Source organism: Methanocalculus chunghsingensis, assembly GCF_018132105.1.
GTDB lineage: Archaea > Halobacteriota > Methanomicrobia > Methanomicrobiales > Methanocorpusculaceae > Methanocalculus > Methanocalculus chunghsingensis.
Genome location: NZ_JWHL01000011.1, coordinates 1 through 26,521, shown reverse-complemented (window position 1 = coordinate 26,521; position 26,521 = coordinate 1). Strand labels below are relative to the sequence as shown.

At 53.6% G+C, this 26,521-nt stretch carries 24 protein-coding genes and 3 tRNA genes; 12 read left to right on the top strand and 15 right to left on the bottom strand.

Annotated elements, in window-relative coordinates:
- The first annotated feature begins 6 nt into the window (after nucleotides 1–6).
- Nucleotides 7–1,125 (top strand): ATP-binding protein, encoded by a 1,119-nt coding sequence (locus tag RJ53_RS07485; protein WP_211531003.1) that lies wholly within the window; start codon nucleotides 7–9, stop codon nucleotides 1,123–1,125.
- Here RJ53_RS07485 and RJ53_RS07480 read toward each other — a convergent pair.
- Together RJ53_RS07480 and RJ53_RS07475 are read right to left on the bottom strand one after the other, a co-directional pair.
- Nucleotides 1,103–2,032 carry a galactose-1-phosphate uridylyltransferase gene (locus tag RJ53_RS07480; RefSeq protein WP_343221852.1) on the bottom strand — a complete coding sequence of 310 codons (930 nt, stop codon included), beginning with the start codon at nucleotides 2,030–2,032 and terminating at the stop codon, nucleotides 1,103–1,105. The two genes, RJ53_RS07485 and RJ53_RS07480, sit on opposite strands and share 23 nt — an antisense overlap.
- A gap of 65 nt (nucleotides 2,033–2,097) precedes the next feature.
- Nucleotides 2,098–3,084: a 5,10-methylenetetrahydromethanopterin reductase gene (locus tag RJ53_RS07475; RefSeq protein WP_211531002.1), complete on the bottom strand. Its 987-nt coding sequence runs from the start codon at nucleotides 3,082–3,084 to the stop codon at nucleotides 2,098–2,100.
- A 233-nt stretch (nucleotides 3,085–3,317) separates the two neighbouring features.
- Between RJ53_RS07475 and RJ53_RS07470 the strand changes: the two genes are divergently transcribed.
- Nucleotides 3,318–5,291, top strand: a complete 1,974-nt coding sequence (locus tag RJ53_RS07470) for a tubulin/FtsZ family protein (RefSeq protein WP_211531001.1) — start codon at nucleotides 3,318–3,320, stop codon at nucleotides 5,289–5,291.
- A 2-nt stretch (nucleotides 5,292–5,293) separates the two neighbouring features.
- On the opposite strand, the gene RJ53_RS07465 is transcribed toward RJ53_RS07470, so the two are convergent.
- The gene (locus tag RJ53_RS07465; protein ID WP_211531000.1) at nucleotides 5,294–6,247 is read right to left on the bottom strand and encodes a DUF128 domain-containing protein; all 954 of its coding nucleotides are present in this window, start codon (nucleotides 6,245–6,247) and stop codon (nucleotides 5,294–5,296) included.
- Nucleotides 6,234–6,674: a dCTP deaminase gene (locus tag RJ53_RS07460; RefSeq protein ID WP_211530999.1), complete on the bottom strand. Its 441-nt coding sequence runs from the start codon at nucleotides 6,672–6,674 to the stop codon at nucleotides 6,234–6,236. Before RJ53_RS07460 ends, RJ53_RS07465 begins: the two co-directional genes overlap by 14 nt.
- A gap of 94 nt (nucleotides 6,675–6,768) precedes the next feature.
- Here RJ53_RS07460 and RJ53_RS07455 point away from each other — a divergent pair.
- Nucleotides 6,769–6,840, top strand: a tRNA-Arg gene (locus RJ53_RS07455).
- Between the two features lie 2 nt (nucleotides 6,841–6,842).
- Here RJ53_RS07455 and RJ53_RS07450 read toward each other — a convergent pair.
- From RJ53_RS07450 to RJ53_RS07430, 5 genes are all read right to left on the bottom strand, one after another.
- Complete coding sequence (locus RJ53_RS07450; RefSeq protein WP_211530998.1) at nucleotides 6,843–9,665, bottom strand: VWA domain-containing protein; 2,823 nt, start codon at nucleotides 9,663–9,665, stop codon at nucleotides 6,843–6,845.
- 82 nt (nucleotides 9,666–9,747) lie between these two features.
- Complete coding sequence (locus RJ53_RS07445) at nucleotides 9,748–11,139, bottom strand: carboxypeptidase regulatory-like domain-containing protein (RefSeq protein ID WP_211530997.1); 1,392 nt, start codon at nucleotides 11,137–11,139, stop codon at nucleotides 9,748–9,750.
- A gap of 27 nt (nucleotides 11,140–11,166) precedes the next feature.
- Entirely contained in the window at nucleotides 11,167–12,705 is a 1,539-nt protein-coding gene (locus tag RJ53_RS07440) for an AMP phosphorylase (protein ID WP_211530996.1), read from the bottom strand.
- Nucleotides 12,706–12,821: 116 nt separating this feature from the next.
- Nucleotides 12,822–12,992 carry a hypothetical protein gene (locus RJ53_RS07435; protein ID WP_211531065.1) on the bottom strand — a complete coding sequence of 57 codons (171 nt, stop codon included), beginning with the start codon at nucleotides 12,990–12,992 and terminating at the stop codon, nucleotides 12,822–12,824.
- Between the two features lie 156 nt (nucleotides 12,993–13,148).
- On the bottom strand, nucleotides 13,149–15,632 hold the full coding sequence (locus RJ53_RS07430; protein WP_246496039.1) for an MEMAR_RS02690 family S-layer glycoprotein: 2,484 nt from the start codon (nucleotides 15,630–15,632) through the stop codon (nucleotides 13,149–13,151).
- A gap of 589 nt (nucleotides 15,633–16,221) precedes the next feature.
- Here RJ53_RS07430 and RJ53_RS07425 point away from each other — a divergent pair.
- Nucleotides 16,222–16,947, top strand: a complete 726-nt coding sequence (locus RJ53_RS07425) for a thymidylate synthase (RefSeq protein ID WP_211530994.1) — start codon at nucleotides 16,222–16,224, stop codon at nucleotides 16,945–16,947.
- 223 nt (nucleotides 16,948–17,170) lie between these two features.
- Nucleotides 17,171–17,243: transfer RNA gene (locus RJ53_RS07420), tRNA-Gln, on the top strand.
- A gap of 882 nt (nucleotides 17,244–18,125) precedes the next feature.
- Here RJ53_RS07420 and RJ53_RS07415 read toward each other — a convergent pair.
- Entirely contained in the window at nucleotides 18,126–18,365 is a 240-nt protein-coding gene (locus RJ53_RS07415) for a hypothetical protein (protein WP_211530993.1), read from the bottom strand.
- A gap of 104 nt (nucleotides 18,366–18,469) precedes the next feature.
- On the bottom strand, nucleotides 18,470–19,186 hold the full coding sequence (locus RJ53_RS07410) for a DUF1614 domain-containing protein (RefSeq protein ID WP_211530992.1): 717 nt from the start codon (nucleotides 19,184–19,186) through the stop codon (nucleotides 18,470–18,472).
- A 293-nt stretch (nucleotides 19,187–19,479) separates the two neighbouring features.
- On the opposite strand from RJ53_RS07410, the gene RJ53_RS07405 reads away from it, so the two are divergent.
- Nucleotides 19,480–19,818 carry a hypothetical protein gene (locus RJ53_RS07405; protein ID WP_211530991.1) on the top strand — a complete coding sequence of 113 codons (339 nt, stop codon included), beginning with the start codon at nucleotides 19,480–19,482 and terminating at the stop codon, nucleotides 19,816–19,818.
- Between the two features lie 61 nt (nucleotides 19,819–19,879).
- Here RJ53_RS07405 and RJ53_RS07400 read toward each other — a convergent pair whose 3' ends face one another.
- Nucleotides 19,880–20,125 carry a fibrillarin-like rRNA/tRNA 2'-O-methyltransferase gene (locus tag RJ53_RS07400; RefSeq protein WP_211530990.1) on the bottom strand — a complete coding sequence of 82 codons (246 nt, stop codon included), beginning with the start codon at nucleotides 20,123–20,125 and terminating at the stop codon, nucleotides 19,880–19,882.
- Nucleotides 20,126–20,160: 35 nt separating this feature from the next.
- Here RJ53_RS07400 and RJ53_RS07395 point away from each other — a divergent pair, with 35 nt between their 5' ends.
- Entirely contained in the window at nucleotides 20,161–20,331 is a 171-nt protein-coding gene (locus RJ53_RS07395; RefSeq protein ID WP_211530989.1) for a hypothetical protein, read from the top strand.
- Nucleotides 20,332–20,341: 10 nt separating this feature from the next.
- Here the strand turns inward: RJ53_RS07395 and RJ53_RS07390 are convergent, their stop codons facing one another.
- Together RJ53_RS07390 and RJ53_RS07385 are read right to left on the bottom strand one after the other, a co-directional pair.
- Nucleotides 20,342–20,959: a fibrillarin-like rRNA/tRNA 2'-O-methyltransferase gene (locus RJ53_RS07390; protein WP_211530988.1), complete on the bottom strand. Its 618-nt coding sequence runs from the start codon at nucleotides 20,957–20,959 to the stop codon at nucleotides 20,342–20,344.
- Nucleotides 20,956–21,816 (bottom strand): NOP5/NOP56 family protein, encoded by an 861-nt coding sequence (locus tag RJ53_RS07385; RefSeq protein ID WP_211530987.1) that lies wholly within the window; start codon nucleotides 21,814–21,816, stop codon nucleotides 20,956–20,958. Before RJ53_RS07385 ends, RJ53_RS07390 begins: the two co-directional genes overlap by 4 nt.
- A gap of 56 nt (nucleotides 21,817–21,872) precedes the next feature.
- On the opposite strand from RJ53_RS07385, the gene RJ53_RS07380 reads away from it, so the two are divergent.
- Nucleotides 21,873–22,796: a calcium/sodium antiporter gene (locus tag RJ53_RS07380; protein ID WP_211530986.1), complete on the top strand. Its 924-nt coding sequence runs from the start codon at nucleotides 21,873–21,875 to the stop codon at nucleotides 22,794–22,796.
- Here RJ53_RS07380 and RJ53_RS07375 read toward each other — a convergent pair.
- On the bottom strand, nucleotides 22,793–24,010 hold the full coding sequence (locus RJ53_RS07375; protein WP_211530985.1) for a tripartite tricarboxylate transporter permease: 1,218 nt from the start codon (nucleotides 24,008–24,010) through the stop codon (nucleotides 22,793–22,795). The genes RJ53_RS07380 and RJ53_RS07375 overlap by 4 nt on opposite strands.
- A 62-nt stretch (nucleotides 24,011–24,072) precedes the next feature.
- Here RJ53_RS07375 and RJ53_RS07370 point away from each other — a divergent pair, with 62 nt between their 5' ends.
- The 4 genes from RJ53_RS07370 to RJ53_RS07355 form a co-directional block, all read left to right on the top strand.
- On the top strand, nucleotides 24,073–24,759 hold the full coding sequence (locus RJ53_RS07370; protein ID WP_211530984.1) for a uroporphyrinogen-III synthase: 687 nt from the start codon (nucleotides 24,073–24,075) through the stop codon (nucleotides 24,757–24,759).
- The gene (locus RJ53_RS07365) at nucleotides 24,756–25,649 is read left to right on the top strand and encodes an RNA-guided pseudouridylation complex pseudouridine synthase subunit Cbf5 (RefSeq protein ID WP_211530983.1); all 894 of its coding nucleotides are present in this window, start codon (nucleotides 24,756–24,758) and stop codon (nucleotides 25,647–25,649) included. The genes RJ53_RS07370 and RJ53_RS07365 overlap by 4 nt, the downstream gene beginning before the upstream one ends.
- A 31-nt stretch (nucleotides 25,650–25,680) precedes the next feature.
- Nucleotides 25,681–25,764: transfer RNA gene (locus RJ53_RS07360), tRNA-Ser, on the top strand.
- A 316-nt stretch (nucleotides 25,765–26,080) separates the two neighbouring features.
- Nucleotides 26,081–26,521, top strand: a 441-nt coding sequence (locus RJ53_RS07355; RefSeq protein ID WP_281412434.1) for a Fic/DOC family N-terminal domain-containing protein, incomplete at its 3' end; no start/stop codon positions are given.

The following is a 26,521-nucleotide window of genomic DNA, read 5'->3' as shown; positions in this document are numbered from 1 at the left end:
CAGTGTATGAGCATCTCAGAGTTCGTTCGTTCGATCATGCTGTTTGCAGATCTCTGCCCGGTGGGGATCTGTATCATCGATGAGAAAAAGAAGATCCACCTCTGGAACAGAATGCTCGCCAGATGGAGCGGGCGGAGCGGAGAAGAGATGAATGGCGAGCATCTTGATCGCATCTATCCTCACCTGAATGCACCATCATACCGGCATCGGATTGAACAGGTTCTTGACGGGGGGCCACCTGCAATCTTCTCATCCCAGCTCCATGCTCCCTTCTTCCCCTGTCCACTCCCGGATGGCAGGGTGCGGTTGCAACATACCTCGGTGATCAGGCAGGACAAGTCCGATGGTGTCCTTGCGATCATCATCATTGAGGATATCACTGAGTTAGGATATGAGATCGAGAGGGCCCGTTCGATGCGTGATCAGGCACTCGAGGAGGTCGAGGAGAGAAGAAAGGTGGAGAAGGCACTCCTCTTCACGAACCGCAAGTTAAACCTCCTCTCAGGGATTACCCGGCATGATATCCTCAATGAGGTGACAGTACTTCTTGGAAATGCCACCTTCCTGGAAGAGATGCTCCCCGCGGGAACCGATGAGAAGAAATATATCAATACGATAATCCGTTCAACAAAGCGGATCCAGAACCAGATTAGTTTCACCAGCGATTATGAGGGGCTCGGCGGGGAGGAGCCCGGCTGGTTTGAGATCAGGGATGTTGCCCGGAAGGCGTTTTCGCTGATCCGTCCGGGGAACATCACCCTGGATATTCAGGAAGGTTGTTTCCAGATCTTTGCCGATCCCATGCTTGAGAAGGTATTCTTCAACCTCTTTGAAAATGCAATGAGACACGGAGGAGGAGTTACAACAATAACCATCAGGTATGATACCGGGCCGGACGAGTCGATGATATCTGTCGCCGATGATGGCGTCGGCATCCCGGCAAGCCTCAGGAATACCCTCTTTGAAAAGGGAGTCGGAAATAATACCGGTCTTGGCCTCTTCCTCTCAAGGGAGATCCTTCTGATCACCGGCATCTCTATCGAAGAGGCGGGCGGGGAAGGAGAGGGCGCCCGCTTTCTGATCCATGTACCAAACGAAATGGTCAGAAGAGAGAAACGCCTTTGATCTCCTCGGGTATCGTCATCACGATCGGTTCACGATGTATCCGCTCCATGAATGCCGAGTCGCTGATCGAATCGGGATTTGGATTTATCCGGGCAATAAGAGTGCAGAAAGCATGCATACCATCACCATCTGATCTATTTTTTCCACAAAGAATTCCCATATTAAAGGCAACTGAACCGAAGGAGCGGAACAGCCGGATGATGCTGAGGATGCCATCTGCAAGTTCATCTGCGTGAGGAGGGAGATCAGAAAGCTCCCGGAACGGGAGGAGTCCGCGAATCTCGCACTCGCCGATCGGAACAGGATTAGCATACCAGAAGATCTCATCTCCGAACAGGTGCCGGGGACCCCCCTCTTCAGCCTCCCGGATCATTTTCCAGTAATCGCCGGACGGAGATCGTGCCGAGGCATCAAGGTAAAACCTGCAGAGAGAGGTCGGAAAAGAGTCGGCAACTCCCTGAAGATGGGGATGCAGGAGGCTTGCACCGGCAGAAGGAAGAAAGTTCCAGTTGATGGACGGGTAACCGGGATAGTGCTCAAGTGAGGATGCAGATGCGATGAGGGCGTCAGAGAGTTGGTTCCGGGTAAAACCCTCAACCATATGGGCCCTTGTGATCACCGTCACGGTATGGCGATCTGCAAAGGGGTAGAGATTTGGGAAGGTGACACTCTCGCCACGGGTAATCCAGTCGCCATCGCAAAACGGCTCTGTCCTGGTAAAGATCCGTGATCGGCAGAACGGGCAGTCCGGGACCTCATCCTGGTACAGAAGGGATGCTGAAACCGGATTGATCGCCCGGATTCCACGAACAGGGCTTATCCTGCATGAGATACCAGTCGCATCCTCTCTCCGATAGAGTATCATCGACCCCTTGGATCGGATCACGTTCTGTGAGAAGTAGGCCACGATAGAAGATAGAGGTGATTATATAGAAAAATCTGCCGAAAAAAAGAAGAGGGTTGTTTTCGCGCCTATACGACGTACTTGCCAAGGAGACGGATGGAGTTGACCATATCTGGACCGAGTGGGGATCCGAAGATGATCTGGGTGACACCGGATTTGGTCAGGTCCTCGCACTTCTGTTTGACGATGTCCGGGGTACCTGCAATAGTGAAGGCATCGATCTCACCATCACCGACGAGACCGCCGACGGTCTTGAAATCGAACCGGGAAAGTGCTTCTTTGATCTTTGCAACGTTGTTCAGGTCAAGTCCGTGGCGCTCAAGGAGTGATGGTGGTGAACCTGCTGCGATGAATGCTGCAACGATCTTTGCTGCGTTGCGCGCCTTCTTCTCGTTCATGTCGATGGACATTGCGGTGTAGGCACCGATATCGAATCCCTTCTTTCCAACTTTCTCATTGGCGGCCTTCAGGATCGGGATGGCGACATCGAAGTCCTTGGGGTTTGATGCGTTGATGAGTGCGCCGTCTCCGACTGTTCCTGCGAGCTCAAGGACCTTTGGACCCTGTGCACCGATGTAGATCGGGATACCCTTCTTACCGGGGAGCTGGACACCGGTGAGTTTTGCACCATCATAGTCGAAGAACTCAAGACCCTGCTTCTTGACCTCTTCACCGGCGCAAAGGGCTTTGATCTGAGTTACAGCCTCAGCAAGTCGTGCAACTGGCTTTGCGGGGTCGATTGCAAGCTTCGGGAGGGTTGACAGGTCACCTGGACCAATGCCCATAATTGCCCGTCCGTCGGAGATCTCATTTAAGGTGCAGATGAACGATGCCATTGCCGCGGGGGTGTCGGTAAAGGCGTTCATGATACCGGGACCAACCTTCAGTTCGGTTGTTGCTGCCGCAATGGCTCCAAGGATTGGATAGCAGTGGCGGTTGTTGTAGTGGTTGGTGATCCAGGCATAGTCAATATCTTTCGTCTCTGCCAGTTTGCAGTAGTTTACAACCTGCTTGACAGAGAGGTTTCCAGGCACAAATTCAATTCCATAGCTCAAGGTAATTCACCTTAATGTGTAATTACTCACACATACTTATAAAAATTATCATTTGACCTTGATATACATCCCTTCGATCAGGGAGATGGAACAAAGAGGAGGGAATTACAGCCAAAGAAAGGAATAAACTGATTTAGTTCGGACTGAAAAGATTTATGTCAGCGGGTTAATATCAAAGTACGATTGCGGTGTAAACAAAGAGATCTGTTACTACTACTGATCGGACAAAAACCATGAAAGCACTTATCATCGGACTGGGGGGGGCAGGATCACGAATCGCAGATGTACTTGCTGATCACGATCGGAGAAGCGGGACTCATAGTATCGAAGCGATTGCAATAGATACGGATTATGAGAGCATCAATAAACTCCGTACTATCCCTCATACGCAACGGATCGTCCTTCCATCCCTTCAGGAGAGTGTTCCGGGAGCTGAGAGTGAAATCCTTGACATCGCCGAGGTAGTTGGTCATATCCAGCGATGCAACACCATCGAGATCGATGCTATTATTATCTGTACCGGTCTTGGCGGGCGGCTCGCACATTCCGCCCCGTTGATCGTTGAGAAGGTAAGAAATTCCTTCTTTGAGCCAATATTTGCGATTCTCACCCTTCCTCTCCGGAGTGAAGGAAAAAAGGTTGCTGCCCGGGCAGCCGACCAGATCGAGGTTATCGAGGGTGTCGTCGACGGATGCATCCTCTTTGATAACGAGACATGGTACAAGAAGATTGCAACCGAGATGCTCCGTCTTGAGCGGACAACAGATGACCAGCACGCAGGCGATGCTGAAGAAGACATACCAGAAGATAAGATTGATGGTATCACCCTGAATCCCCGTGATCGGAATAATATTCTTAATGAGCGGCTGGCACGACGTTTTGGTCTTCTTCTCCGCGCGGGTGAGTTTGTTGAAAATGGAAACCCTGTTGCTGAAGTGGTCCTTGATGCTGGCGAAGTGCTCAATACTTTAAAAGGAATGGGGATGATCGCCATCGGGTACGCAACCGAGCTTATTCCCCGTGATAATCTTGGATTCCTCAGGCGGTTTAGAAAAGGATATAACGCCTATGAAGACGGGCATAAGCGGGCAGCCCGTATCGTTGAGCTCTCCAAACGTGCGATATATCAGGAGATATCAGTACCCTGTGATCTAACCAGTGCAACGAAGGCACTCGTCCTGATTGCCGGTCCAAGTGACGAAATATCGATGAAGGGATTTCAGAATGTCCGCAAGTGGGTGGATCGAAGTATATCCGGGCTTGAGATGCGTGCAGGCGATTACCCGGTCATCTCCACAAAATACGTGGGCGTCATCATCGTGCTTGCCGGCATTAAAAACATACCCAGAATTCATGAGATCAAAGAGATGCGAAGCATCTATATCGAAGAGGAGAAGGGGGAGAGAGAGCGGCGGGAAGAATTATCAAAGGAGAAGGAAGCACTTGAACGAAAGGCACGGGAGAGGGCTGAGAGGGCGGCACTCCTTCATCACGACGAGGAGGAAGAGGAAGAGCCGCCTGTCCAGGAGTGGATCCGAGAGCCGGCCATGGAGACACCTCCACCCTATCAGCCGGTAGCAGGGCAACAGCAGTACTCCATGCCGGATGATGACCCTACAAACCGGGTTTCAGAACCAGAGAGACATACAGAGACGATTCCTGACGAGATCCATCTTCCGGACCGGGGGGGTGGAGGCGACCGAAGAATGATCACCCTCCCCCGGCGGCAGGCGAGCGAGGTCGCCGATATTTCCCGTCAGGAGCGGATCGCCGGCCCGATATCACCAAAGGACCAGACGATGGATGCAGGTTCTGTCCGCATGAAGGATCTCCCGACCGAAAAGGGTCGAAACGAGATTGCGTCCTTCTCATTAAGCCCGATGGTGCAGGCCCGGGACGGATCCTTTGACGCAAAAGCAATCGCGTTAAAATCACACTTTTCCAGGCCACGGGATGCCTCGATTGAAGGAAAGGATATGTTCTCGATTAAAAACCAGACCTCACAGCCTCGCGACGATATACTGATGGGGAAGGGATCATCAGCCTCCCGGAGCAGACAACCTGATGATTCGGCATACTTTGGCAAATCCGGTTCAATTCAGATGAAAGATGAGTCAAAACCCCGTCAGGAAGAGACGGAAGTGAAGAAGAAGCCGACTCCTCCGATCAGGGATGAGGAAGAAGACGGCGGGATCACCTGGATCTAAGTTCAGAGAAGACGTGATATCGGGATGGTACCTGCACCAATCTCGGTCTTCATTCTGATCCCACATTCTGTTACACGTGCGATCAGATTCATGCCACTATAACTGATGATCGAGGACTGATAGGGATCACCCGGTATTCCAAGAATACCTGATCCGATGGCAGCAGGAATATGAAATCCATTTGATTGCAACTGCATCATCAGCACCGTTGCCTCAGGCACTGCAACTGTGGGAATATTTCTGACATTTGCAAGGACAACCCCTCGTTTTGTCCGGCAATACTCTCCAATCGAGGTCATCTGCGCAGATATGAAGAGCTGAAGAGGATCGACGGTCGATCCCTTGTAGCCAATGAGATGTGTGAAGCCTTCAGCCACAGTCTTATTGACACTGAGGCATCCACCATAGGCCATCCTGACTGGTATTCCATGATGTTGAAGGACGCCATCCATCGTGATACTGCAGAGGGTCAGAAGGCCGGTATGACCTTTGGGTATTCTGGGATCGGTGTCGATGAAGGTGTAGGTTCCAAAGAAACCAAGTTTCTCTGCGATCACTTCATTACAGGCGTTTGATACCATATCCAGATACTCATCCTTAACATATGAGAGATTATACGCGACATCGCCGGTACAGGTCTCAGGGTTGAGGCTGCTCCGGAAAGCAAGCCGCTCCAGTTTTGAGATGACAAAGCCGATCCGGTCCCCGACGAGTGCGCTCTCCGTCTCTGCAATTCCAAGGCTCGTCAGGATTCGACCACGATTACCGACCTTCCGGGTAAACCCCATCTCATCAAGATTCTGGAGATAATACTGGACTGCGCGATCGGATAGGACGAATCCCTGCTCGGCCATCAGCTCGGAGAGGTGCTTGGCACCCATCGGATCCGGCGATTCCCGAAGAATCCTGAGTATCTCGAGACATTTTCGTTCGGTCCCCGGATCAGTCTCTCGCATGAACAACTCCTCTGCTGTCCTGGTACCTGCCATTATAGAGATCCCCGCCACCAGTCACCTCATGAAGGATCATCTGGACAAGCCGCGTATGTGGCGCGAGAAGAATATCCTCAGTTCCCATATTTGTGCAACAGAGCGTCAACTGCCCCCGAAAGCCGGGATCAACATACCCTGCACCCAGAAGGAGGCCCCTCCTTCCATATGATGAGCGTCCTCTGAGGGTGGCAGCGATGTCTGAGGGCAACTCAACCCATTCGAGTGTTGGAACGAGTGTACACTGACCCCTGATAAGAAGGGTCTCCTCAGAGATCCTGAGATCATACGAGGCAGGCTGAAGGCAGGCATCATCAAATGGCGTGATGACCAGATCCCCTCTCCCACTATCTTCTCCAAGCCGGCTGCGGATCACTCCCGCTGATAGCACCATCACCTATTATATCAGCAGGGAGGAGGTTAAGAATGTCGGATGATCCAGGATCGGCATCTAAATAGTTTCATAACATATGGTATAATCGCATTCTGGATCCATGGGGTAGAGGATATCCTCTTGGGCTTCGAACCCAAGGACCCGGGTTCGATTCCCGGTGGATCCGTTTCACTCGATTTTTATGTATGCCTGGCCTGAGGCAGCACCAACCGGCACGGCGATCTCGGCCCTGTCATCCGGCGAACCAGGCGCGGATGCATCAATTCTGATGAGACAGATGCCATTCATTCCCTCCACATCAAGGGTGATACTTCGTGCGGATCCATCCCGTGTATCAGCAAGTTCCCATTGATATGGTCCGGTAAACCCGAAGGTGGCATGAATCATCGGATCAACAACGGTACACCAGATCTGCTGCGTGACCTCGCCCGATCCCCCATATTCAAGATCCCATTCAACAGGGAGGGTCGTGCTTATATGGCCTGATCCCGTGGATCTGAGATTTATTATGGCAAGTGGGAGATCCTGCAATTGAATCTCTCCAATCTGAGGAAGTGCGTTGATATATGTCGTCTGGAGCGGTTGCCCATCCTCAGGAGCATCTTCAAAGGTTACCACTGAGCTGGGATCGAAGATATCGATTGTTCCCTCCTCCAGGACACGGAGCTGGTACCGTGCCTCCCATCTCTGACCGAGATGAATTGTGCCGATATCAAAGAAGAGACTGTTTGCAGGGGCGTTCTCTACAGGAGGCGTTATCCCGTTCCAGTCATCGATCTGATCAATCAGGGTCGTTGTGACGGTCCCATTATGATACCGGTTCGTAATCACTGTCTGTGGGATATAGTCAAAGACATCGCCACCAGGATGATCGGCCTGGTTGACTTTGACATTCTCATGAGAGAGCTGCATTGTGGTGTTGACACCGGCTTCATGGGAGAGCTCCTCGGCGATCTCAAGGTAGGCGTCCATCAGCTCCACATAATTAGCTGCATTGAACGCCCTGCCACCTGTGGCTTCAGAAAAGTTTACAGATGTCTGGTATGTGTCTGAAGTCTCCTGTGCAGCCAGCATAACCGCGTAGATCCGGACATCCTGTTCAAGCGCATAGACACGGAGATTATCAAAATGATATTCATCACCAAGATGGTTGCCTTTTGGGTTCCAGCTGTTCATATCCCCAAGCAGGATAACAGCCTTTACCACCCCCGGCCTGCTGTTATACTCCAGATGGTGGATTGCCTGATAACAGCCTGCCCGCATCAGACTTCCCCTTCCACCTGCAGATAAACCGTCAATTGCCTCATGTATCAGGCTTTTATCCGCAGTGAGTTCTTCTTCGAGGGTGATGGTGTTGGCGGATGAAAAGATCCCGACACGATTCCCGGCAATATCGAGGATCAGATCAGTAAACTCTTTTGTGACAGACTGTGCCGCACTCATCCGGTCAGGATCTATGTCACCGGCACTCATACTACCGGAGGCATCAATCACCTGAACAACATCCACTTTGCTGCCGGACTGGAGGAACCAGCCATCCCCGGAGATCTGGATTGTGACGTTGATGGTTTCATTCACCCTGACCGTCTCGGGTTCGATCATGGTGCTGATACTAAGGAAGGGATAATTTTTCCAGGTGATGGCGATATCATCTTCCTGTTCATTCCATTGTGCATGGATGGTAGCGGTTCCGGTTGCCCTGGGGTTAAAAGATTCGTTGGTCCAGTCCTGGGTAAAGTCGCCGGGGTAGAGATGAGCGATGGCAAAGCCATATTCATTGGTCACCGAATTGATGATCGAGAGTTCCGGATCCTGGCTGAACCCGTCTGTTGCACCTGGAAGGATCGTAAAGGTCACTTCTTCTCCAGCAACAGGATGACCACGTTTGTCGATGACTTTTGCCCTGATATCCGCCCTGGCATCGGGATTCGCATCACGGCTTGCTATCATCTGGGGATTTGCAGTCAGGAGCATTTCAACCGGCTCACTGTTATGGAAGGTCAGAGTGATGGTATTGTTGAACGCCGGGTTTTCCACCGGAGAACAGGTGATCTCAAATGTCCCTATTGTTGAGAGAGGTCCATAGGTCAGTGCGATCTCACCAAGTGCGCTGGTTGTGAACGTATCTTCCTGTATGCCTGCCGGGCCGGTCACATGGTAGTTGATCTGTTGTGCACCGGCAGGATTCGCATATTCATCAGAGAAATAATACCTGATGGTAAATCTGGTCTCCCCGTCTGCAGGTGCTGTTCCGGTGACCGGAGAGACGACATAACTCACATCATGTGGTATTCCGTTTGCGATCGCAACAATGCTAAACCATTCGGCCACGATAGTTTCTGGTGAAGGATCGATAGATATGATATGATCACCCGGATAGGTATCGAGAGCGAGCTCTGTGCTGATGAAGCCTTCCGGCCCGACGGGGAGGGTGATAGTTCTGTTCCCTGTTGCGGTAAACGCTGATCCCTCGCCTGCAGAGCTTGCGGTCAGGGTGACGGATTCGCTGATGCGGCGATCATCGACAGGGTTGCCGTATTCATCGCGGAGGGTGAGGGATAGCAGAACAGTTGTTCCTACCGTTGCCTCACGGGGATACGTGAGATTGGCGATGGCTTTGGGAACACCATGATCAATCATCTGGACTATAGTAGTTTCTATGGGATCAGATCCGGCAGAGACCCGGATGACGGCATCGCCACTGATGGTTGCCGGAGTGAACCGGACGGTTGCCTTCCCTTCACCATTGGTCGAGGTGGAGGCAGCACTGAGTGTTCCCATTGCGGGATCATCAAGGGAGAAGGTGACCGGAATAGCGGGGAGTGGCGAGGTTTCGTTGCTGACGGTTGCGGTGATTGTTGCATACCCGGCCGACCCTGCAATGAGCCACTCTGTATCTGATTGAAGGAAGACGGTATCCGGAGTGACCGATGCCAGAGCAGGTGCTGCTATGATCAGCAGAAGGATGAGCGCAACGAGGCGTAGACCCATACGATATACTACTTGCTCCAGGTATTTATTAATTGTGTTTTTTAAAAATTGATTTTAATAGGTTTGATTATCTTTTCAATACCTACCAACCTCCCTTTCGCCGACCTGAGGATGTACTTCCCGATCTCCCCTTTCGCTTTCTGACAAGGATTATCCCGGCGAGAATGACGATCACGATGAGCACTACGCCGACAACGAGAAGGGGAAGGTTGAGACCAGGTTCAAGGGTAACAGTGAACGATTCGGGCGGGGTTCCGGCCGGGATACTGATCGTCGTCTCTGTCTGATGGTACCCGTCTTTTGTCACCGTCAGGAGGTATTCCCTCCCAGGTGTGAGAGAGAGGATTAATGAGCCATCTGCACCTGTCATTCCACCTGTCCCACCATTGACGGCGATCACTGCATCACTGATGATGGTGTGTGAAGGGTCTTCAACCACCACCCGGGCCGGCACAGCGGTATACCTGAGATTGATGATGAAGTCGAGGGAATCTTCAGAGACGGTGATCTCCTCGCTGTAGTCTGCAAATCCGCTCTTTCGGATCTCAAGGAGGTAGGTACCGGCAGCGAGACGGTTTAAGGACGCCCTGCCGTACACATCAGTCTTCCTGAGGAGGAGACCATCAAGGAAGATATCCGCACCCTCAACTGTCCGAAGATCCGGGTCGAAGACCGAGACGAAGGGAGAGTGGTATGCAGTCTGTAAGGTGATCGTGAGGACCTGCTGATCACCTGAGATATATTGTCTCGTTGAATATGTCTGATATTCGGGTTTCCTCACCGTTATGTCATACTGGTTGCCCTGCCTGAGATAATCGAGAAATGTTCCATCAGCATTTGTCACGCCACGGACGGCATTATCGATACTGATCTCCGCACCGCTGATCGGCTGGCCGGTCTCTGCATCTGTAATCCTGAAGGCAAACTGATCCGATCGGAGCATCCTCTCCCTGATCGGCTCGGTCTGCTCTGTAAACTGAACACTCCTCTGAACATCACGATAGTTGAGGGCGGATATAAAGATCTGGTATGTTTCACCCGGGTTCAGCGTAAAGACGGCTCTCCCGTCAGATGAGGTTTCACCTGTCTTCTCCTGATCAGGGCCGACAATCCGTACTATAGCGTTTCGGAGCGGGGCAACGTTCTCATCATACACTTCGACGGTCAGGATGGCAGTTGAGCGCGCGAGGGAGACGGTCACCGCAGTCTGTGATGAGGAGATGGTTGCTGTTTTCGTCTCATACCCGCTCTTACTTACCCGGAGGTTGAAACTCGAAGATTCGGAATGAATATATGCAAAGGTGCCTGCTGAACCGGTCGTTCCAATATATGAACCCCCGACATAGAGATCTGCACCGGAGAGGAGATTCCCCTGTGTATCTTCAACGGTGATCTGCAGGGTTACAACACCCTGTGCCGTCGCTGCCAGAGCCATAAGCAGGAGGAGAGCCAGGATGAACCGAAGAGAACTCATATACAGGTAATGAACCATTCAATGCTATTAGTGCATCGGTGTACGCCAGTAATTGCCCGGCACCCGGTCGATGAGCATCCCTTCCACCACAACCGGCATGAGACGGCGACCTTCTTCAAGTGCCTTCTGAAGCCGCCAGCTGCGATCGGCATGGATGGTGAAGATGGGATCACCCTTTTTGACATGCTGGCCCTGCTTCTTATGCAGGTGGATGCCGGCCCCATGATCATGAGGGGCACCTGCGGCTCTGGCTATGGTGATTAAGGCGCGATTGTTCATCTCGACGACATATCCCGTCTCCGGTGCGTTCACCGTGAATGAGTGATCTCCGGGCGGGAGATCCTCAGCGGTGACGGCCGGGTCGCCGCCCTGCACCTCGATGATCTTCTGCATCATGGCATCGGCCTTCCCGGAGGTGAGAAGATCAAGTGCTGATGCGGTTCCTTCACCTGCCTGGACTTTCCCTGCCATCTCAAGGGCGATACCGGCGATGACAGCACTCTTCTGAATGAGGGAGTCCGGTCCTTCTTCTCCTTTGAGGATCCGCAGGGCCTCTGCCACCTCAAGGTTTACTCCGATTGACCGGCCGATCGGCGCTTCGCCGTAGGTGAGGGCACACTCAACCCGCATTCCCAACCGGTCGCCAAGTTCCATGAAATCGCGAGCGAGCTTACGCCCTTCCTCAACGGTTGTTACCTTGGCATAACGGCCGACCGGAATATCGATGACGACGAGATCGGCACCGACAGCAAACTTCTTCGCCATCACCGAGGCGAGCATCTGGCCATGCGGGTCGATCTTGAGGGGATATTCGTAGAGGATGATCTTGTCGTCCGCAGGTGCGATATTGGTTGCACCCCCCCAGACGATGGCGCCGCCGACCTTCTCGGTCATCGACTGGAGTTCTTCTGCTGAGAAAGCGACCGGAGCGATAGCTTCCATCAGGTCAGCTGTCCCGCCCGCCCCGGTGATCGCCCGTGAGCTGGTCTTCGGACATTTCAGCCCGGCGGCGACGATAATCGGAACGACGAGGAGGGTGATCTTGTTTCCGGGGACACCGCCTATCGAGTGTTTATCGACGATCGGGTGCGAGGCAAACGAGAGCTTCTCCCCGGTGTTCACCGCAGACCGGGTGAGATACTCGATCTCATCCATATCAAGGCCGTTGATATAGGTACCAACGAGATAGGCACTGATCTCTCCGGGCGAGAGGGTATCATCAACGATCTCACGGATGATCGTCTGGGTCTCTTCCATCGTGAGTTTTCCTTTGTCCATCTTCTTCTTGATGAAGTCGATGGATGCGGGGCGGCCGACTGCACGGATCTCAATTGCTTCGCCGCCCTCCAGTTGCAGCCGCCGGTTCGTCACCTGGTACACCCCGGCAGTACCCTGCTGGAGCATGGTTGCCGTCGTTGTCACAAATGCCTGTGCAACCGTCTTCTTCTCTTCATTGATCAGCTCGACGCGATCCCCATCAAGGACGCCGATGGTACGGGCATCATCCCGGTTGAGAAGGACACCGCGGTATTCGATATCAAGTACTTTGCCAGTAAGACGAACCATGCATACTACCCCCGGTTATTCCGGTGTGATACAGGATCTCGTCCTTTGCAGGGATAATGGTTGCCGGGTTTGTTCGGGAGGAGGGGATTTGAATTCAGCGGCAGGAGCGTACCTGATCAGAAGAGCTCCACTAACTCTTCCGTCTCCTGAATACGCCTGATATCCTCAACAAGTTGTTGTTTCTTTTCTTTCTCGACCATCTCCCCCGTGCATTCGGAGAGAGGTGTCACAGGAGTGCGAATAATGGGGAGATTCCCATTGGCGATACGATTCTTCCTGTCATGCATGATTGATGCTCCATCTGGTCTAAAAGACGATATCCTTTCTGGATGAGCATCGGAGTTTGCCGGAACCCGGACAGGTGCAACCCGTCTCATGAGCTGAATAAACGATTCCACTCTGAAAACGTTCTGAAAAGAAAAGAAAAAGGTTAGTTAGTGGGTTTAGTTCCTGCGAAGAACGAGGAACGCTACCGCACCAAGACCTGCAATTGCAATCAGTGCACCAAATCCTGGAGTCTCTGGGGCCTCAGGTGGCTGGGTTGCCGGTGGTGTTGTCACTGGTGGTGTGGTTACAGGTGGTGTTGTGACCGGTGGCTGGGTAACCGGGGCACCCTCAAGGACGTTGAAGGTGGTGGTTGACGAAGCATCGGCCTCAATTGATTCGACAGTGACGATGTACTCGTCAGGTGTGAATCCTGTTGCGTCGACTTCGAATGACCAGGTGTTGTAGCCTGCGTCACCCTGCACAACCTTGACAGTTCCGGATGCGCCAGAGAATTCTGCGCTGACGGTCTTGTCAGTTGGCTGGAAGGCTGAAGAGGTCACTTCAACGAGGAGGTCATTGTCAACACCAAGGTTGGTGGTTCCGGAGATGGTGAAGGTCGATCCGACAAACTTGTCAGCGATCGAGTCGATCCGGATCCATGGCTCTTCAACGAGGAAGGTCAGCTTGGTGTAGGTGTCATCGACATTCGGGTTGTTCATGAGCTGAATGAGCGCTTCTGCGGCGTCAGATCCCTGAAGACGTCCAGGTCCAAGAACCGGGAAGTAGTCGGTGGATGCGATACCCACAGCTGGCACAATACCGAGCATGTTTGCAAAGGTAGTTCCACCAACGACGGTCTCAACAACATCGAAGCGGTTGTTGCCCATCGGGTGCTGAACAACGACGAAGTACTGGCCTGAAGCCATGCCCTGTGTTGCAGCGCCTGTCAGTTCATATTCGAAGCTTGCATCATCTTCGACGGTCTGGGTGGCACGTGCATAGAAGTTGCGTCCGAGAACCCAGATAGCGACACCCGGTGATGGGTTGCCTTCAGCGTTTCCACGGACATAGAGGCTGTCTCCCTTTGCAACAGCAGCCTGGGAGGCGGTTGCAGAGACGAAGCCCTTGCGGACAACAACAGAGACTGTTGCGTATTTGACGTTTGCAAGGTTGTTGCGGTCTCTTGGGTCAGCGACTGCATAGATGGTGTAGGTACCGGCATCGAGTGGAGCGCCGGAGGTATCCCACTTGTACTCCCATGTGTCGTCGCCACGGACGGTCCGCTCAACGAAGGTTGCAGCATTGGTGTCAATAACTGCGAGTGATGGATCAGTAAGCCGTGCACCATTGTTTGCAAGGTTCGGGCCGGTGATGAAGAGGTAGACGTTGCTTGAGTCGGTGTTGACACCAGAGAAGGTGACTTCCTCACCGATGTAGTAGCTCCGGTCACCTGAGGCGGTGATGGTAACGTCACCCTTCTCGACACGGACCTTTACTTCATCGTAGTCGCCAGAAGGACCTGGTGCAACATAGCGGTCTGTCCGGATGGTGAAGCTCTGATCTTTGGTGTTCTGGTCGGTTGAGAAACCAACGGTCCTCTTTCCTGAGGAAGCTGTTGAAACCATTGCATAGAACTGCGAACCAACTGCAAGACCACCGGGAACATCTGCTCCAACGGTTTGGGCTGCAGCGAAGGTGTAAAGACCTGCATTACGACCTGCAGAACCTACGCCTGCATCAAGTGCAACACCCTGCTGACCGGCTTTAATTGCCGGAACGTCAGCTGCGGCGAGGCTTGAGGTTCCCTTTACCCAGAGGACATAGTCTGTGCTTGGGCGGGCCTCGATTGTGATTGCAAAGTCAGTGTTCCGGACGACGGTGTCTTTGTTCGAGGTGATGATAAGATCATCATCTGCGATGGTGACCGAGTAGGTCTTTGAGACGGTCTTGCCGGTGACATCATAGTTGTCATTCATGCCATTTGCATTACAGTCGACCTTATAGGTGTAGGTACCGCGTGAGTACGGAGCTGCTGCTGTGTCCCAGACAGTTGCACCGGCAGCCACAGCGAATGGGTTGGTGTTGACATCTGTGTTACCACCAGTAGCTGTCAGATCGAAGGTGGTTGCAACACCAGCAACATCACCAACAAGGCTGGTATAGACGTTGCCATTTGGATCGGTGACGCGGATACGGGTTGGAGCTGCGGATGGTGCACCACGGTTTGCAAATGCATCGAGGTTCGATGTGATCCTGAAGTTCAGGAGATCGCCACGAATGACTGTTGCATCATTGACACTTGTGGTTCCACGGCGGAGCTGCACATCAATTGCGGGGTCTGCAACAAGAATTGCTGCATTAGCACCAACCGCAACTGGCATTGTATACCATGAACCTTCTTCCATAGATGGATCTACATAGAAGTTCAGGGGGTTAGCAACGCTCACGGTTCTTGACGGAGCATCAGTTCCCGGGGTTGACCCTGGTGCATACCATGCAAGGGTACCTGCGACAGGTATTCCAGCAGAGATATCGATCCCTTCCTCACCACGGAAGACAGTCTCACCGGCAGGAACGACAGTTATTGCCGCTGCGGGGAGAATTGCAATCATGGCGAGTGCAAGGAGCGAGATTACTGCGATTGTTAATCTCTTAGTCATTAAATCATTTCCTCCTTTGTTCATTATGAACAGTCATTACCTTACATACCAGATTTCGGGCTTCGACATATGCCGAATTCCGATTCACCGGTCTGCATACTCCGATCAACGGAATATGCTTCCATATTAGTGGAGGACTTAATATATCCTTTGTGGTCGAGGGTGTGTCCAGTCCGAGGCAGGATATGCCAGAGGGCTGACAGGGGACGAAAACGGATCAAATCCGATATGGAGGGGAGGGAGGGAGAGCCTCCCAAATCAGAATACGGGAGATCAGATCAGACCAATGAAATCTGAAAAAATTCCATTAGCGCTTAAACAACATTCTTCATAGCACCGACACCATACAACTTATCATCCATAAGCCCTGGGACCTGTCCCTGTTCCTGATAAGTAAGCGTAGCATAGCGCGGTAGAACACAGACATCGATCGAAATCAGAACAGAATCAGAAAGATACCGAACCCTCAGAAGGAAGGCAGACCGCTCGAAAGTACCAGTCATCCGGGGTACCTTAATTCCTTCATGGTTAGCGCCAGCCTCTGTTTTTCCTTAATACTATTAACCCCCCATCAGCCATTACTATAATCATGAAGATCATCCGTGCCGCAACACTCGCCCGTGGCCATGAACTCGTCGTCGCCCACATCCTTGAGAAGGGGCGGGGTCGGCGGACCGAGAACGGGGAGGAGACGCTTGAGACCGACGAGGTCACGATCAGGGTTGAGGACCCGCTCGCCCTGCCGATGGCGAGTGCCGCCTCCCGGTTCCGGCAGGCCTTCCTCGACTGCTATGCAGAGGATCTCATCTCCGGATCCGATTCAGTCTTTGAGTACGATTATCACTCCCGGCTCTTCGACTGGGGGCAGGGGAACGTCGTTGAAGGGGTGGCGGTGCATGCCGACCAGATCGCCTATATCGTCAGGAAGCTGACCGAAGAGCCGGCCACCCGGAGGGCGGTCGCCGTCACCTGGAACCCGCCGGTCGATGAGGAGCTTGACGACTGCCCCTGCCTCCAGCTGATCCAGTGTGTCCAGCGGGACGGGCTGCTGGATATGAAGGTCGTCTTCCGGTCAAATGATATGCTCTCGGCGGCAGGGGCAAATATGTATGCACTCGCCCGCCTCCAGGAGCATATCGCAGGGCGGGCAGGCCTCCCGGTCGGTGCCTACACCCACATCTCGCTCGTTCCACACATCTATTACCGCCGCGACATCGCAGACATCCCCCCCTTCTGCGGGGAAGGAAAATTGATCCGTCCGCAGGCGGAGGTATGCAAAGCATGCAGGGGATGCGGCCGGGCAGAGCAGGTGTAGCAAACCCGGAGACTGGCAGTGTGCTGAGCAGCGGGCCAGGTTGAACGGCGGATCGGCGGTGGAAGGATGGCCGACATATATCCTGAGAAGGAACATAGGAAATCCTGCCGGGCATCGGCGGGATCTGCGAGGAACCCCTCCCGGATGGCCGGTGATGCAGGGGTTAGCCGGTGATAATCCGTCAGGTTCATAAAGCATCAGGAATAACATAGTATGGCACAATAGTCCGGTAGTGTAGGGGTCAATCATGGGGGATTCTGGTTCCCCCGACAGCAGTTCGAATCTGCTCCGGACTACTCTCTCTTTTGGTACTTCTCTTCTGCGGAGGGTGAAGTATCAGCTTTTCCATTGTTCCTGGGCAGGGTCAGCCATCGTGGATCCTGTTTCGGATCTTCCAATAAACCGTATGTGAGTTTATACAAACGGGGATGCAGAGGATAGATGGAGAAAGGGATAGCCTCAGACTGACCGGAATAATAGCTCACATACGGGTTTCTCAGAATATCCCGACAGGCTTTATATCTGAACACAGTGCGCCTTTCTTCAATCCCCGGATACAAAGGATCAGGAACAATTACTAAGACTGCCTGCTCTCAATGATATACCATGGCATCTGACAGCTCCAGGACAACCCTATCAATAAGCCGCGGGACCCGGATGAAAATCTCCCGGTTACGACGGCGTAGCCAGACACATGATCCCCTCACTTCTGAAATGGCAGATCAGGCACTCCGGATACCCGAAGACAACGAAAACTGGGATGTTGAGAACATACTGAATCATTTGAAAACAGTTGATAAGCGGGGCAGATATCACTCAATTGGCGAGGTCTTTCCCGATGTATGAGATTGTATTTCTGTGATGAAGAACTGAAATACATTTCAACTATTACAAAAAGCGAGCACCTGTTAATGATCACGATAGGCATTTCGCCTATGAGCCAGCTTCACTGCCAATATCACACATTGATCATGACTGATTGACAAAATCACCCGATATACGCCAACCCTGAGAGAATATAATGGAGAATCGGTCAGACGTTTCACAAACAATTCCGGCCTTTCCTCTTCTGAAAGGTCTTCAAGAGCCCCCACTATTCGCCGAACATCCGTTGCAGACACTTTATTAATAGCCTTTTGAGCTTTTTTCGAATAACGAAGAGTAAAAATCACACTGAATCACTCAAGCCCCAGATCACGCTTCAGTTCCTCATGTGTAACATACTCACCTCTTTCGATCTCTTCGAGAGATTCCCGGATCTCGGCAATCTCCTCATCTGTAAGAGGTTCAGTATCCTCCACCACTTCAAGAAGACGGTGAATAACCAGACGATAGGGTTCTTTTGGATAGCGACGGAATTTATCGAGCTTCGTTTTATCAGATCGTGAGATCTCTATGGTGGTCATCCCTTGCGTCATAATAATCTATAAGAGCCCATAATACATTAAGGTTGCACATAACAACTTGTAATAACGAAGATAGAAAAACCAAATTCATCAAGCAGTAATCTCTTGAAAATCCCTCACGCCAGAAACGCCGCGATGATCCCTGCGAGGAAGATCCCGTCAAACGTCCCCGCACCACCGATCGAGACGACCGGGGCACCAAGCCCCCCCATCTTGTTCAGGTTGAGGAGATCGGCACCGATGAGGGTCCCGAGGGTGCCGCTCACATACGCGATCACCACCGAGCCCATCCCACTGCCGCCGAGCAGGATTCCGCAGACGAGGGCGGCAATCGGGGGGATGAAGAACGGTGTGCTGATCCCGACCCCAGGTATGGGACGGGCAACCCGGTTCGTCAGGATGGCGACCGCGAGGACCCCCACCCCGGCAAGAGCGAGACGAAGAAGGTCGCCCTCAATCACCACGGTATGGAAGAGGAGGTACATGGATATCAGGACCGGAATAATGGCGCCGCCGACATTTACCGCAATACGTGTCGTCTTCGCCGGCGGCTGGACCCGGTACATCCCCTCATAGAGCGAAGGGGCAAACTGGCCCCTCGGCGGCTGCGGGGGTGCGGGTGCCTCCTCCCGGAGGGTGGTCACCGGGATATTCACCAGGCTCCCGGCAAGAATCAGGATGATCAGGGCGATCGCCTGGAGCCAGGTGAACCCGAGGTTCGTGAGGGCACCCCCGATCAGCCCGAGGAAGAGGAGGGGCAGGAGGATGATCACCGCAACGATGAGGATGATCACCATCAGGATTGAGAACGGATTGAAGATGTATCGCTGCATACAGACCACATACAGTCGTGCAGGAGATAAACAGCAGGAACCAGAATCCTGCCACTCCGCAGAATATATCATCTTTACGTGGAGCGATTATAAGATGATACCGATACTACCTCTGAATGACCCGGAGATCTCTCTTTCTTCATGCTTGTCATCTCCTTGCATTCGACCTCCTGGCTGGTTCCTTCCCCGTTGATTTATTCCCTGATGACCCTATGGAGATCTTCATTCTGATCAAAACCAGTGAATACGGCAAAAGATAGAAATATATAATTATAAAATATCAATATCCGATTATGACCAATATCCTTGAACCGTCACTTGTTCTGACTCCCGCACGAGCAGACATTACAAGTGGCGATACACACGTCTGGCTGATCCGGTACAACCCGGATAGCGGTCCCGATGCCGTTAAAACGATTGTCATTGATTTCGGGGATGGAACGCTGCCAGAGACGCATGAGACCACCGAAGGCCAGGACTCTGTCGAGATCCCGCACCGTTACGAGTATGTCCGGCCACCACGAGGAAAATACACCGGAAAGACCTTCTTCCCGACGTTAACAGCCACCGGGGCCCGTGGCGGGAAGAAGACGATCACCAGGGCCGCCTCAGTAACTGTAGCATCAAAATAACACCAATTCTTTAACATTCTCCAGAGATTGCCAACAAGAGGTGCAAATATCATCCCGGTAATCACCGGGATGAGGCATCATGCTCACACACAATCGCCGCATGATCATGATGATACGGCTCAAGCCAGCAGCTCGTCACCACCCGTAATTCCGAATCGATAAACCGTTCGATCGTCTCTGCAAAGACCGCCTCCGGTGTCTGCCTGATATCGACCGACCGGGTCTTCAGCATCAGGAACGCAGTACCCCCGGCCTTCAGAAACGGTATATGCCTGATATGAGAGGGGCAGAAGAGACGGAGAGCCATTATGATTGGAAAGATACAGAGATACTCCAGATAGTATGAAAACCCTCATCGAAGTACACAGGGAAGGAAAATTCTACGTGGCTATTGATCTTCTTACGCATGTTGCTGATCAGGGCCTGACTGAGGAGGAGGCAGTACACAACCTGAAAAAAGGGCTTACTGAGCATCTTCAGCTCAAAAGAGCCCTCATCAGCCAAAAGGAATAAATGCGGCCACCTACGACATCCCCGCCGGATCAACACCACACACGATCGCCGCATGATCATGATGATACGGCTCAAGCCAGCAGCTCGTCACCACCCGGAGCCCGGAATCGGTGAGCCTTGTTATCGTCTCTGCAAAGACCGCCTCCGGCGTCTGCCTGATATCAACCGACCGTGTCTTCAGCATCAGGATCGCAGTACCCCCGGCCTTCAGAAACGGTATATGCTTGATGAGGATACCGGCCTGGTCAGGCTGTGCCACATCCTGGTACAGGAGATCCACCATCTCAACAAATGGTGCATACCGGTCAGGCCGGGTCGCATCGCCTGCGATCGGGACAATATTCTTCCGCTTCTCAGAGACGGCAAGGAGATCCCGGAGCGGACGGGGTGCAAACTCGACGGCATAGACAACATCGACATAGTCGGCGACATGGGAGACGGTGGTGCCATTTGCCGCCCCGAGATAGAGGACCCGCATATCCGCGGTGAGATCGATCGTTGGATCGAGCATGCTGAGTGCAGAGAGTTTCGAGCGGTAGGGATCCCAGACCCGGTATCCCTGTGCCATCCGCTCATTATAGACCCCGCCCGGTCCGGGGGAGACGAGGTTGCCATCGATCCGGATCATTGGGCACCTCCGGATGCGGCATCGATCCGTTCCTGGGCATCAGCAATGAAGTCGGGATCGAGCGACCCGCGATAGAAGTCGATCCGTGCGGCGATCGCCAGCTTTCCGGCAAGAATCCGGGCAACCTGCCCCCGGACCTCCCGCGGGGCATTATGCACCCGCCGGTGCTGGAAGATGAGACCATGCTTGGGCGATGGCGACCCCTGCCGGATATGCGAGAAGAGGGCCGCCTCGGCACCGAGGACCTGGACAGAACTGCCGGGCATCCGGGAAAGGGGGGTCAACCCTCCGGCACGGGCCATGATCCTGGCCGCAACAAGCCCGCCGACAAGCTCGCTCATATTCGGAATGACACTCCCGGCACGCCGTGAAACCTCGGTGGCGAGCCGTTTGCGTGCCTCCCCAAGCTCCTCGATCTCACGGGCAACCCCGCGAAGGGGAGGCGATCTGCTCTTTGTGATCCTCGGGAGAATACGCCTGCCAGCCCCTTTTCTACTCTTCGATGAGAAGGATGGATCAGTCACCTGGTACCATTCGACAAGCCGTTCGGTCAGGAGGTTGATCACCTCATCCATCTGATCGAGCATCCGGACCATCTGGAGGAGTTCGGCATCCTTCTCCTGGGCAGCATCTGCGATCACCTCGCGGGCATGGAGGATCGTCACCTCACGAAGCTGTCTGATATACTCCCTTCTGTCAGAGAAGATGCCACAGCCTTCAATCAGCTCTTCTGTCAGAGGGTGAAATACCCGCATATCTGTAACGAGTGATCGCACCCTCGCCAGCAGCTCCGGCGCCCCGCCGTCTGCAGGCCGGCAGACCCCGGTGCCATCGATGCTTCCAAACCAGTACTCCATCGTAGATGAGTGTATCACCTCAGAACCTATATATCCGGCGACCAGATCATCCTGTGATGTTCATCGAAGTGGCCCTCTTCATTGTCGGCATGATCCTCCTCATCAAGGGTGCAGATCTCTTCGTCGGTGGAGGGAGAGGGCTTGCATCCCGTTTTTCGATATCCCCTGCGCTTATCGGGTTTACCGTCGTGGCATTCGGCACATCACTCCCTGAATTTGTGGTCAGCGCGAATGCCGCGCTCACCGGAAGCCCCGGCATTGCAACAGGCAATATCATCGGGAGCAATATCGCAAACATTGCCCTCGTCCTCGCCATCTGCGGGATCCTCAACCCGGCGATCCTCAATCCCCGTGATCCCAAAAACAGCGGAATCGGGAAGCAGACAGGCCTGATGCTTGGCGGAACCGCCCTCTTCTGTATCCTCGCATGGTCTGGAACCCTCTCAATGGGATCAGGGATCATCCTGCTCATCGGGTTTATTCTCATCCTCCGATCGCTCTGGGATGGGCGGGAGACAGGGGAAGAGATCCAAACAAGGAGAGGATACCTCGACTATATCCTGACTGGGGGCGGTATTGCCGCCGTCATCATCGGCGCCCATCTCGTCGTCACATCAGCAATCGGGATTGCGGTTGCCCTCGAGATCCCCGCCTTCATCATCGGCATGACCATCGTCGCCGTCGGGACATCGCTCCCCGAGCTTGCCACCTCGATCGTCGCCATCACAAAAGGGCAGGGCGGGATCTCGGTCGGGAACCTCCTCGGGAGCAATATCTTCAACCTCCTCTTTGTGATGGGGATCATCGCGATCATCACCCCCATCCCTCTTGACGAGAGGGGCGATCTCCTGATGATGGCACTCTTTTCCCTTGCGGCAGTTCCGATCACCATGGCAGGAGAGAAGCTCACCCGCCCCATCTCCGTGGCCGTTCTCATCGGATATTTTGTCTATATCAGCCATCTCACCGGTATTTTTTAGAAGAGAGGAACTCCAAGGATCGACCAGATCATGATCGGGACCATGATCGCCCCCATGCAGAAGACCCGCTGCACCGAGACGAGGGGCGGCACCATCCCGATGGCTGTTGCCAGAAGAAGAACAAGGAGGCCAAACGGCCCGGTGACAACAGCTGTCAGGAGGACGAGGAAGATGATGACGGAGAGGTTCAGCCGCCTGACATTGACCCTGACAAGATAGCGGGAACCTTTTGATGCAAGGATCGTCAGCGGATAGGCGATGACTGCGGCGATAGCTCCTGCAGAGACGAGAGTGAGGACCGGGGGGAGCATTTCCGTCGCCACAGCAGCCATCGCCCCGTTTCTGGCACGCGAGAGGGCATAGAGGGCGGCGATCCCGAGGAAGGCATTGGCGGTATTCGCCGCGGAGGTCGCAAGGATATATCCCCGCCCCTGCCGGGTATAGGAGATAAAGGAAGCAAGGACGGCGTTGGCGGTTGCATTCGAGAAGCCCGGCATCCACCCGACGATGGCACCGGCAACCGTTCCCGCACAGGCGGATCCGGCAATCTCCCTGCGGTTCATCCTTATCTCTGTAAATCGTTGTTCGGGAATTGTCCCTTCGGCACCTTTCAGCAGGATCGGCAGGCCGAAGAGGCCGGTGAGGAGGGGGAGGAGAAGCGGGCTTCCGCCGGGGAGGACCTGCCAGGAGAGGTGGGAGTATGCCATCGTGAAGGATCCAAGCACCCCGGAGACGGCAAGGATGGCCGCCGCCCATTCAGGAGCTTCAGACCGGATAACCAGCAGTCCGGCGACAGCGAGGAGGAGGAGGCCGATCCACCAGTCGAGATACGGCTGAAACGGGGGGAGGAGGTAAAAGAAGAGGGGGAAGAGGACGAGCCCAAATCCCGCCCCGGCAGCAGATCCGAGGGCTGCGATCCTGACAGCCTCCTCACCGAGCCCCTTCATGCAGAGATCATGGGCAGGGAGGACCGCGATGGCGGTATCGGGATCCGGAACCCCGAGGAAGGTGGAGGGGACGGCATCAAGAAATGTGTGTGTCACAAGTGTCGCCGTCACCGCCGCGGCAAAGACGGACGGGCCAAAGAGGATCAGGAGAGCCGGATGAACTCCAAGGAGGATCCCTGCCATGGTATTTGCATGAATACCGGGGGTACATCCGCTGATCGTTCCAAGCAGCACCCCGATGCATGCCCCGATGAGGATACCCTCCATATAATTAAGAGATTAACCCGGAGAGGACAAGAATATCATCCATCCGCTCCTACAGATAGATAATGATCATCGCGGTGACACGGCTTCCGGAGAAGGCGGGCAGAGACGAGGCAACCTGTGAACAATACGGCCACAGCTGCCGGATCGTCTCTCCCCTCCGTTCAGATGTCTATGATACCCAGGTGCAGGCCTTTGTACTGGAGGCGAACCGTGGCGCCTTCGACTGTATCTTCTTCACAAGCGCGCTTCCCGCTGAGCTGATCGCTCCACTCCTCAGGACTGAGGCACGGGTTGTTGCCATCGGCCCCCAGACGGCACGGGTTCTGGAGGATGGCGGGATCTCCGCTGAGACACTCCCCACCTTCTATTCACGTGACTTCGTCCCGTATCTCGGCGACTGGATTGATGGGAAGGCGATCGGCATTCCACGTGCGGACGTCCCCAATCCCGGGCTGATCCGGGCGATAGAGGATGCAGGCGGAATTGCCTATGAATACCGGTGTTATGGGCTGATTCAGACAAACAACCCACTCGATCTCGAAGGGGCTGACGCGATCCTCTTCACCAGTGCAAACTCCTTCACCATGGCAAACTGGGACCGAAAAGAAGGTATCCTGCCAATTGCTATCGGGGATATCACCGCAGATGCAATGCGGAAGGGAGGCGTTGAGCCCGCCGTCATCGGGGATGGATCGATGACCGGCACCCTTGAAGCCCTGAATACCTATCTCAGGGAGAGGCGATCATGACCACCGAACTCTCCGGTATCGTCGTCATCGACAAGCCGCCGGGTCCGACGAGCCATGAGGTGGCCGCCTGGGTCCGCGATATTCTCGGTGTCCGGACCGGGCAGGGGGGCACACTCGATCCGATGGTCTCCGGTGTCCTGATCGTGATGCTCGGCCGGGGCGTGAAGATCGCAGAGCACCTCCTTGCCCATGAGAAGGAGTATATCTGCGTGCTCGAACTCCACGGAGATGTGCCACGGGAGAAGATCGAAGAGACGGTCGCTGAATTCCAGGGGAGGATTTACCAGCGACCTCCACGCCGGAGTGCGGTGAAACGGGCACTCCGCATCCGGACGATCTATGCAATCGAGGTCCTTGATGTCGAGGGGAGGCTTGTTCTCCTCAGGGTCCGGTGCGAAGCAGGCACCTATATCAGGAGCCTCTGTGTCCATATCGGCCTTGCACTCGGGGTTCGGGGGCAGATGGCGGAGCTGCGCCGGACCTCGTCCGGTGGGTTCACCGAGGCGGACGCCCATACCCTCCACGAACTTGCCGATGCAAAGGCTCGTGCAGATGAGGGCGACCCCGAAGCACTCGGGAAGATGATCCTCCCGCTGGAACGGGCAGTCGGCGAGATCCCGAGGATCGTCCTGCGCGATACCGCCGTTGATGCAGTCTGCAGGGGAGCACAGCTCGCCGGTGCCGGTATTCTCTCATGCGGTACATTCGCCAAAGGCGAGACGGTCGCATTCATGACAGAAGCGGGCGAGATCGTCGGCCTTGGAACCGCACGTGTCGGATCAGATCGGTGTAAACCCGGAAAGCATGGCATCGTTGCACGCCCGAAATCGAACCTGATGGATCCCGGCAGGTATCCCCGTGGCTGGACGAAGAAGAGCAGAGTTAAGTAATAGCCCGGACAATTAGTTTACTGCATCTTTTGCTGAGGTAGTCTAGCGGGAAGGCGCGAGGCTGGAAACCTCGTGAGGCATTTGTCTCTCGGGAGTTCAAATCTCCCCCTCAGCGTTTTGAAATCACTTTTCTGTACAACCTGATCATTCATCCATTATTCATTCTATGGCAGGAAGATACCTGATGGAATAATCAGCGAGGCATTACCCATTATTTACTATCCCCTTTCTAAGTCAGATATACTGTTTCTCTAACTCAAGGTATGATACCTTAGGAGAGGAGGGGTTCTGCTACGTCAAGTTAGATTGACTTACATGGCTTTGTGGCATGTAAGTCACGTCTGGTTGCGTTAGAGAGAGGTGTAGTCGTCTAAGTCAACATAGGTTGACTTACAAGACACTTTATAGTATTACACATTGAAATACCACATATGGGAAAATATTCCGATAATCGGGCAGGGGTTTTCGTCCGCCAGAAAGGCGGATATGAAGCCTTTATCCCCCACCCTTTACCCCCAGGGGATCTGGTTTTCGATGAGGGGCTTCTCTATCTGTTATCGAAAGCCGATGGAGCTCTGGCCCGCCTTGACGGAGTCACCCAGGTACTCCCAAACCCCGATCTCTTCGTGGCGATGTACATCAAGAAAGAGGCATTGTTAAGTTCTCAGATCGAGGGGACGCAGGCATCACTTCAGGGAGTTCTTGAATTCGAAGCCCATATGCGTCCAAAAGACGACATCAACGAGATACAGGAAGTATTGAATTACATCAAAGCACTTCATCATGGTATAGAGAAACTGGAGTTCTCGCCACTCACTCTGAATCTGATTAATGAGATTCATCGCTTTTTAATTCACGATCTAACAGGCAGG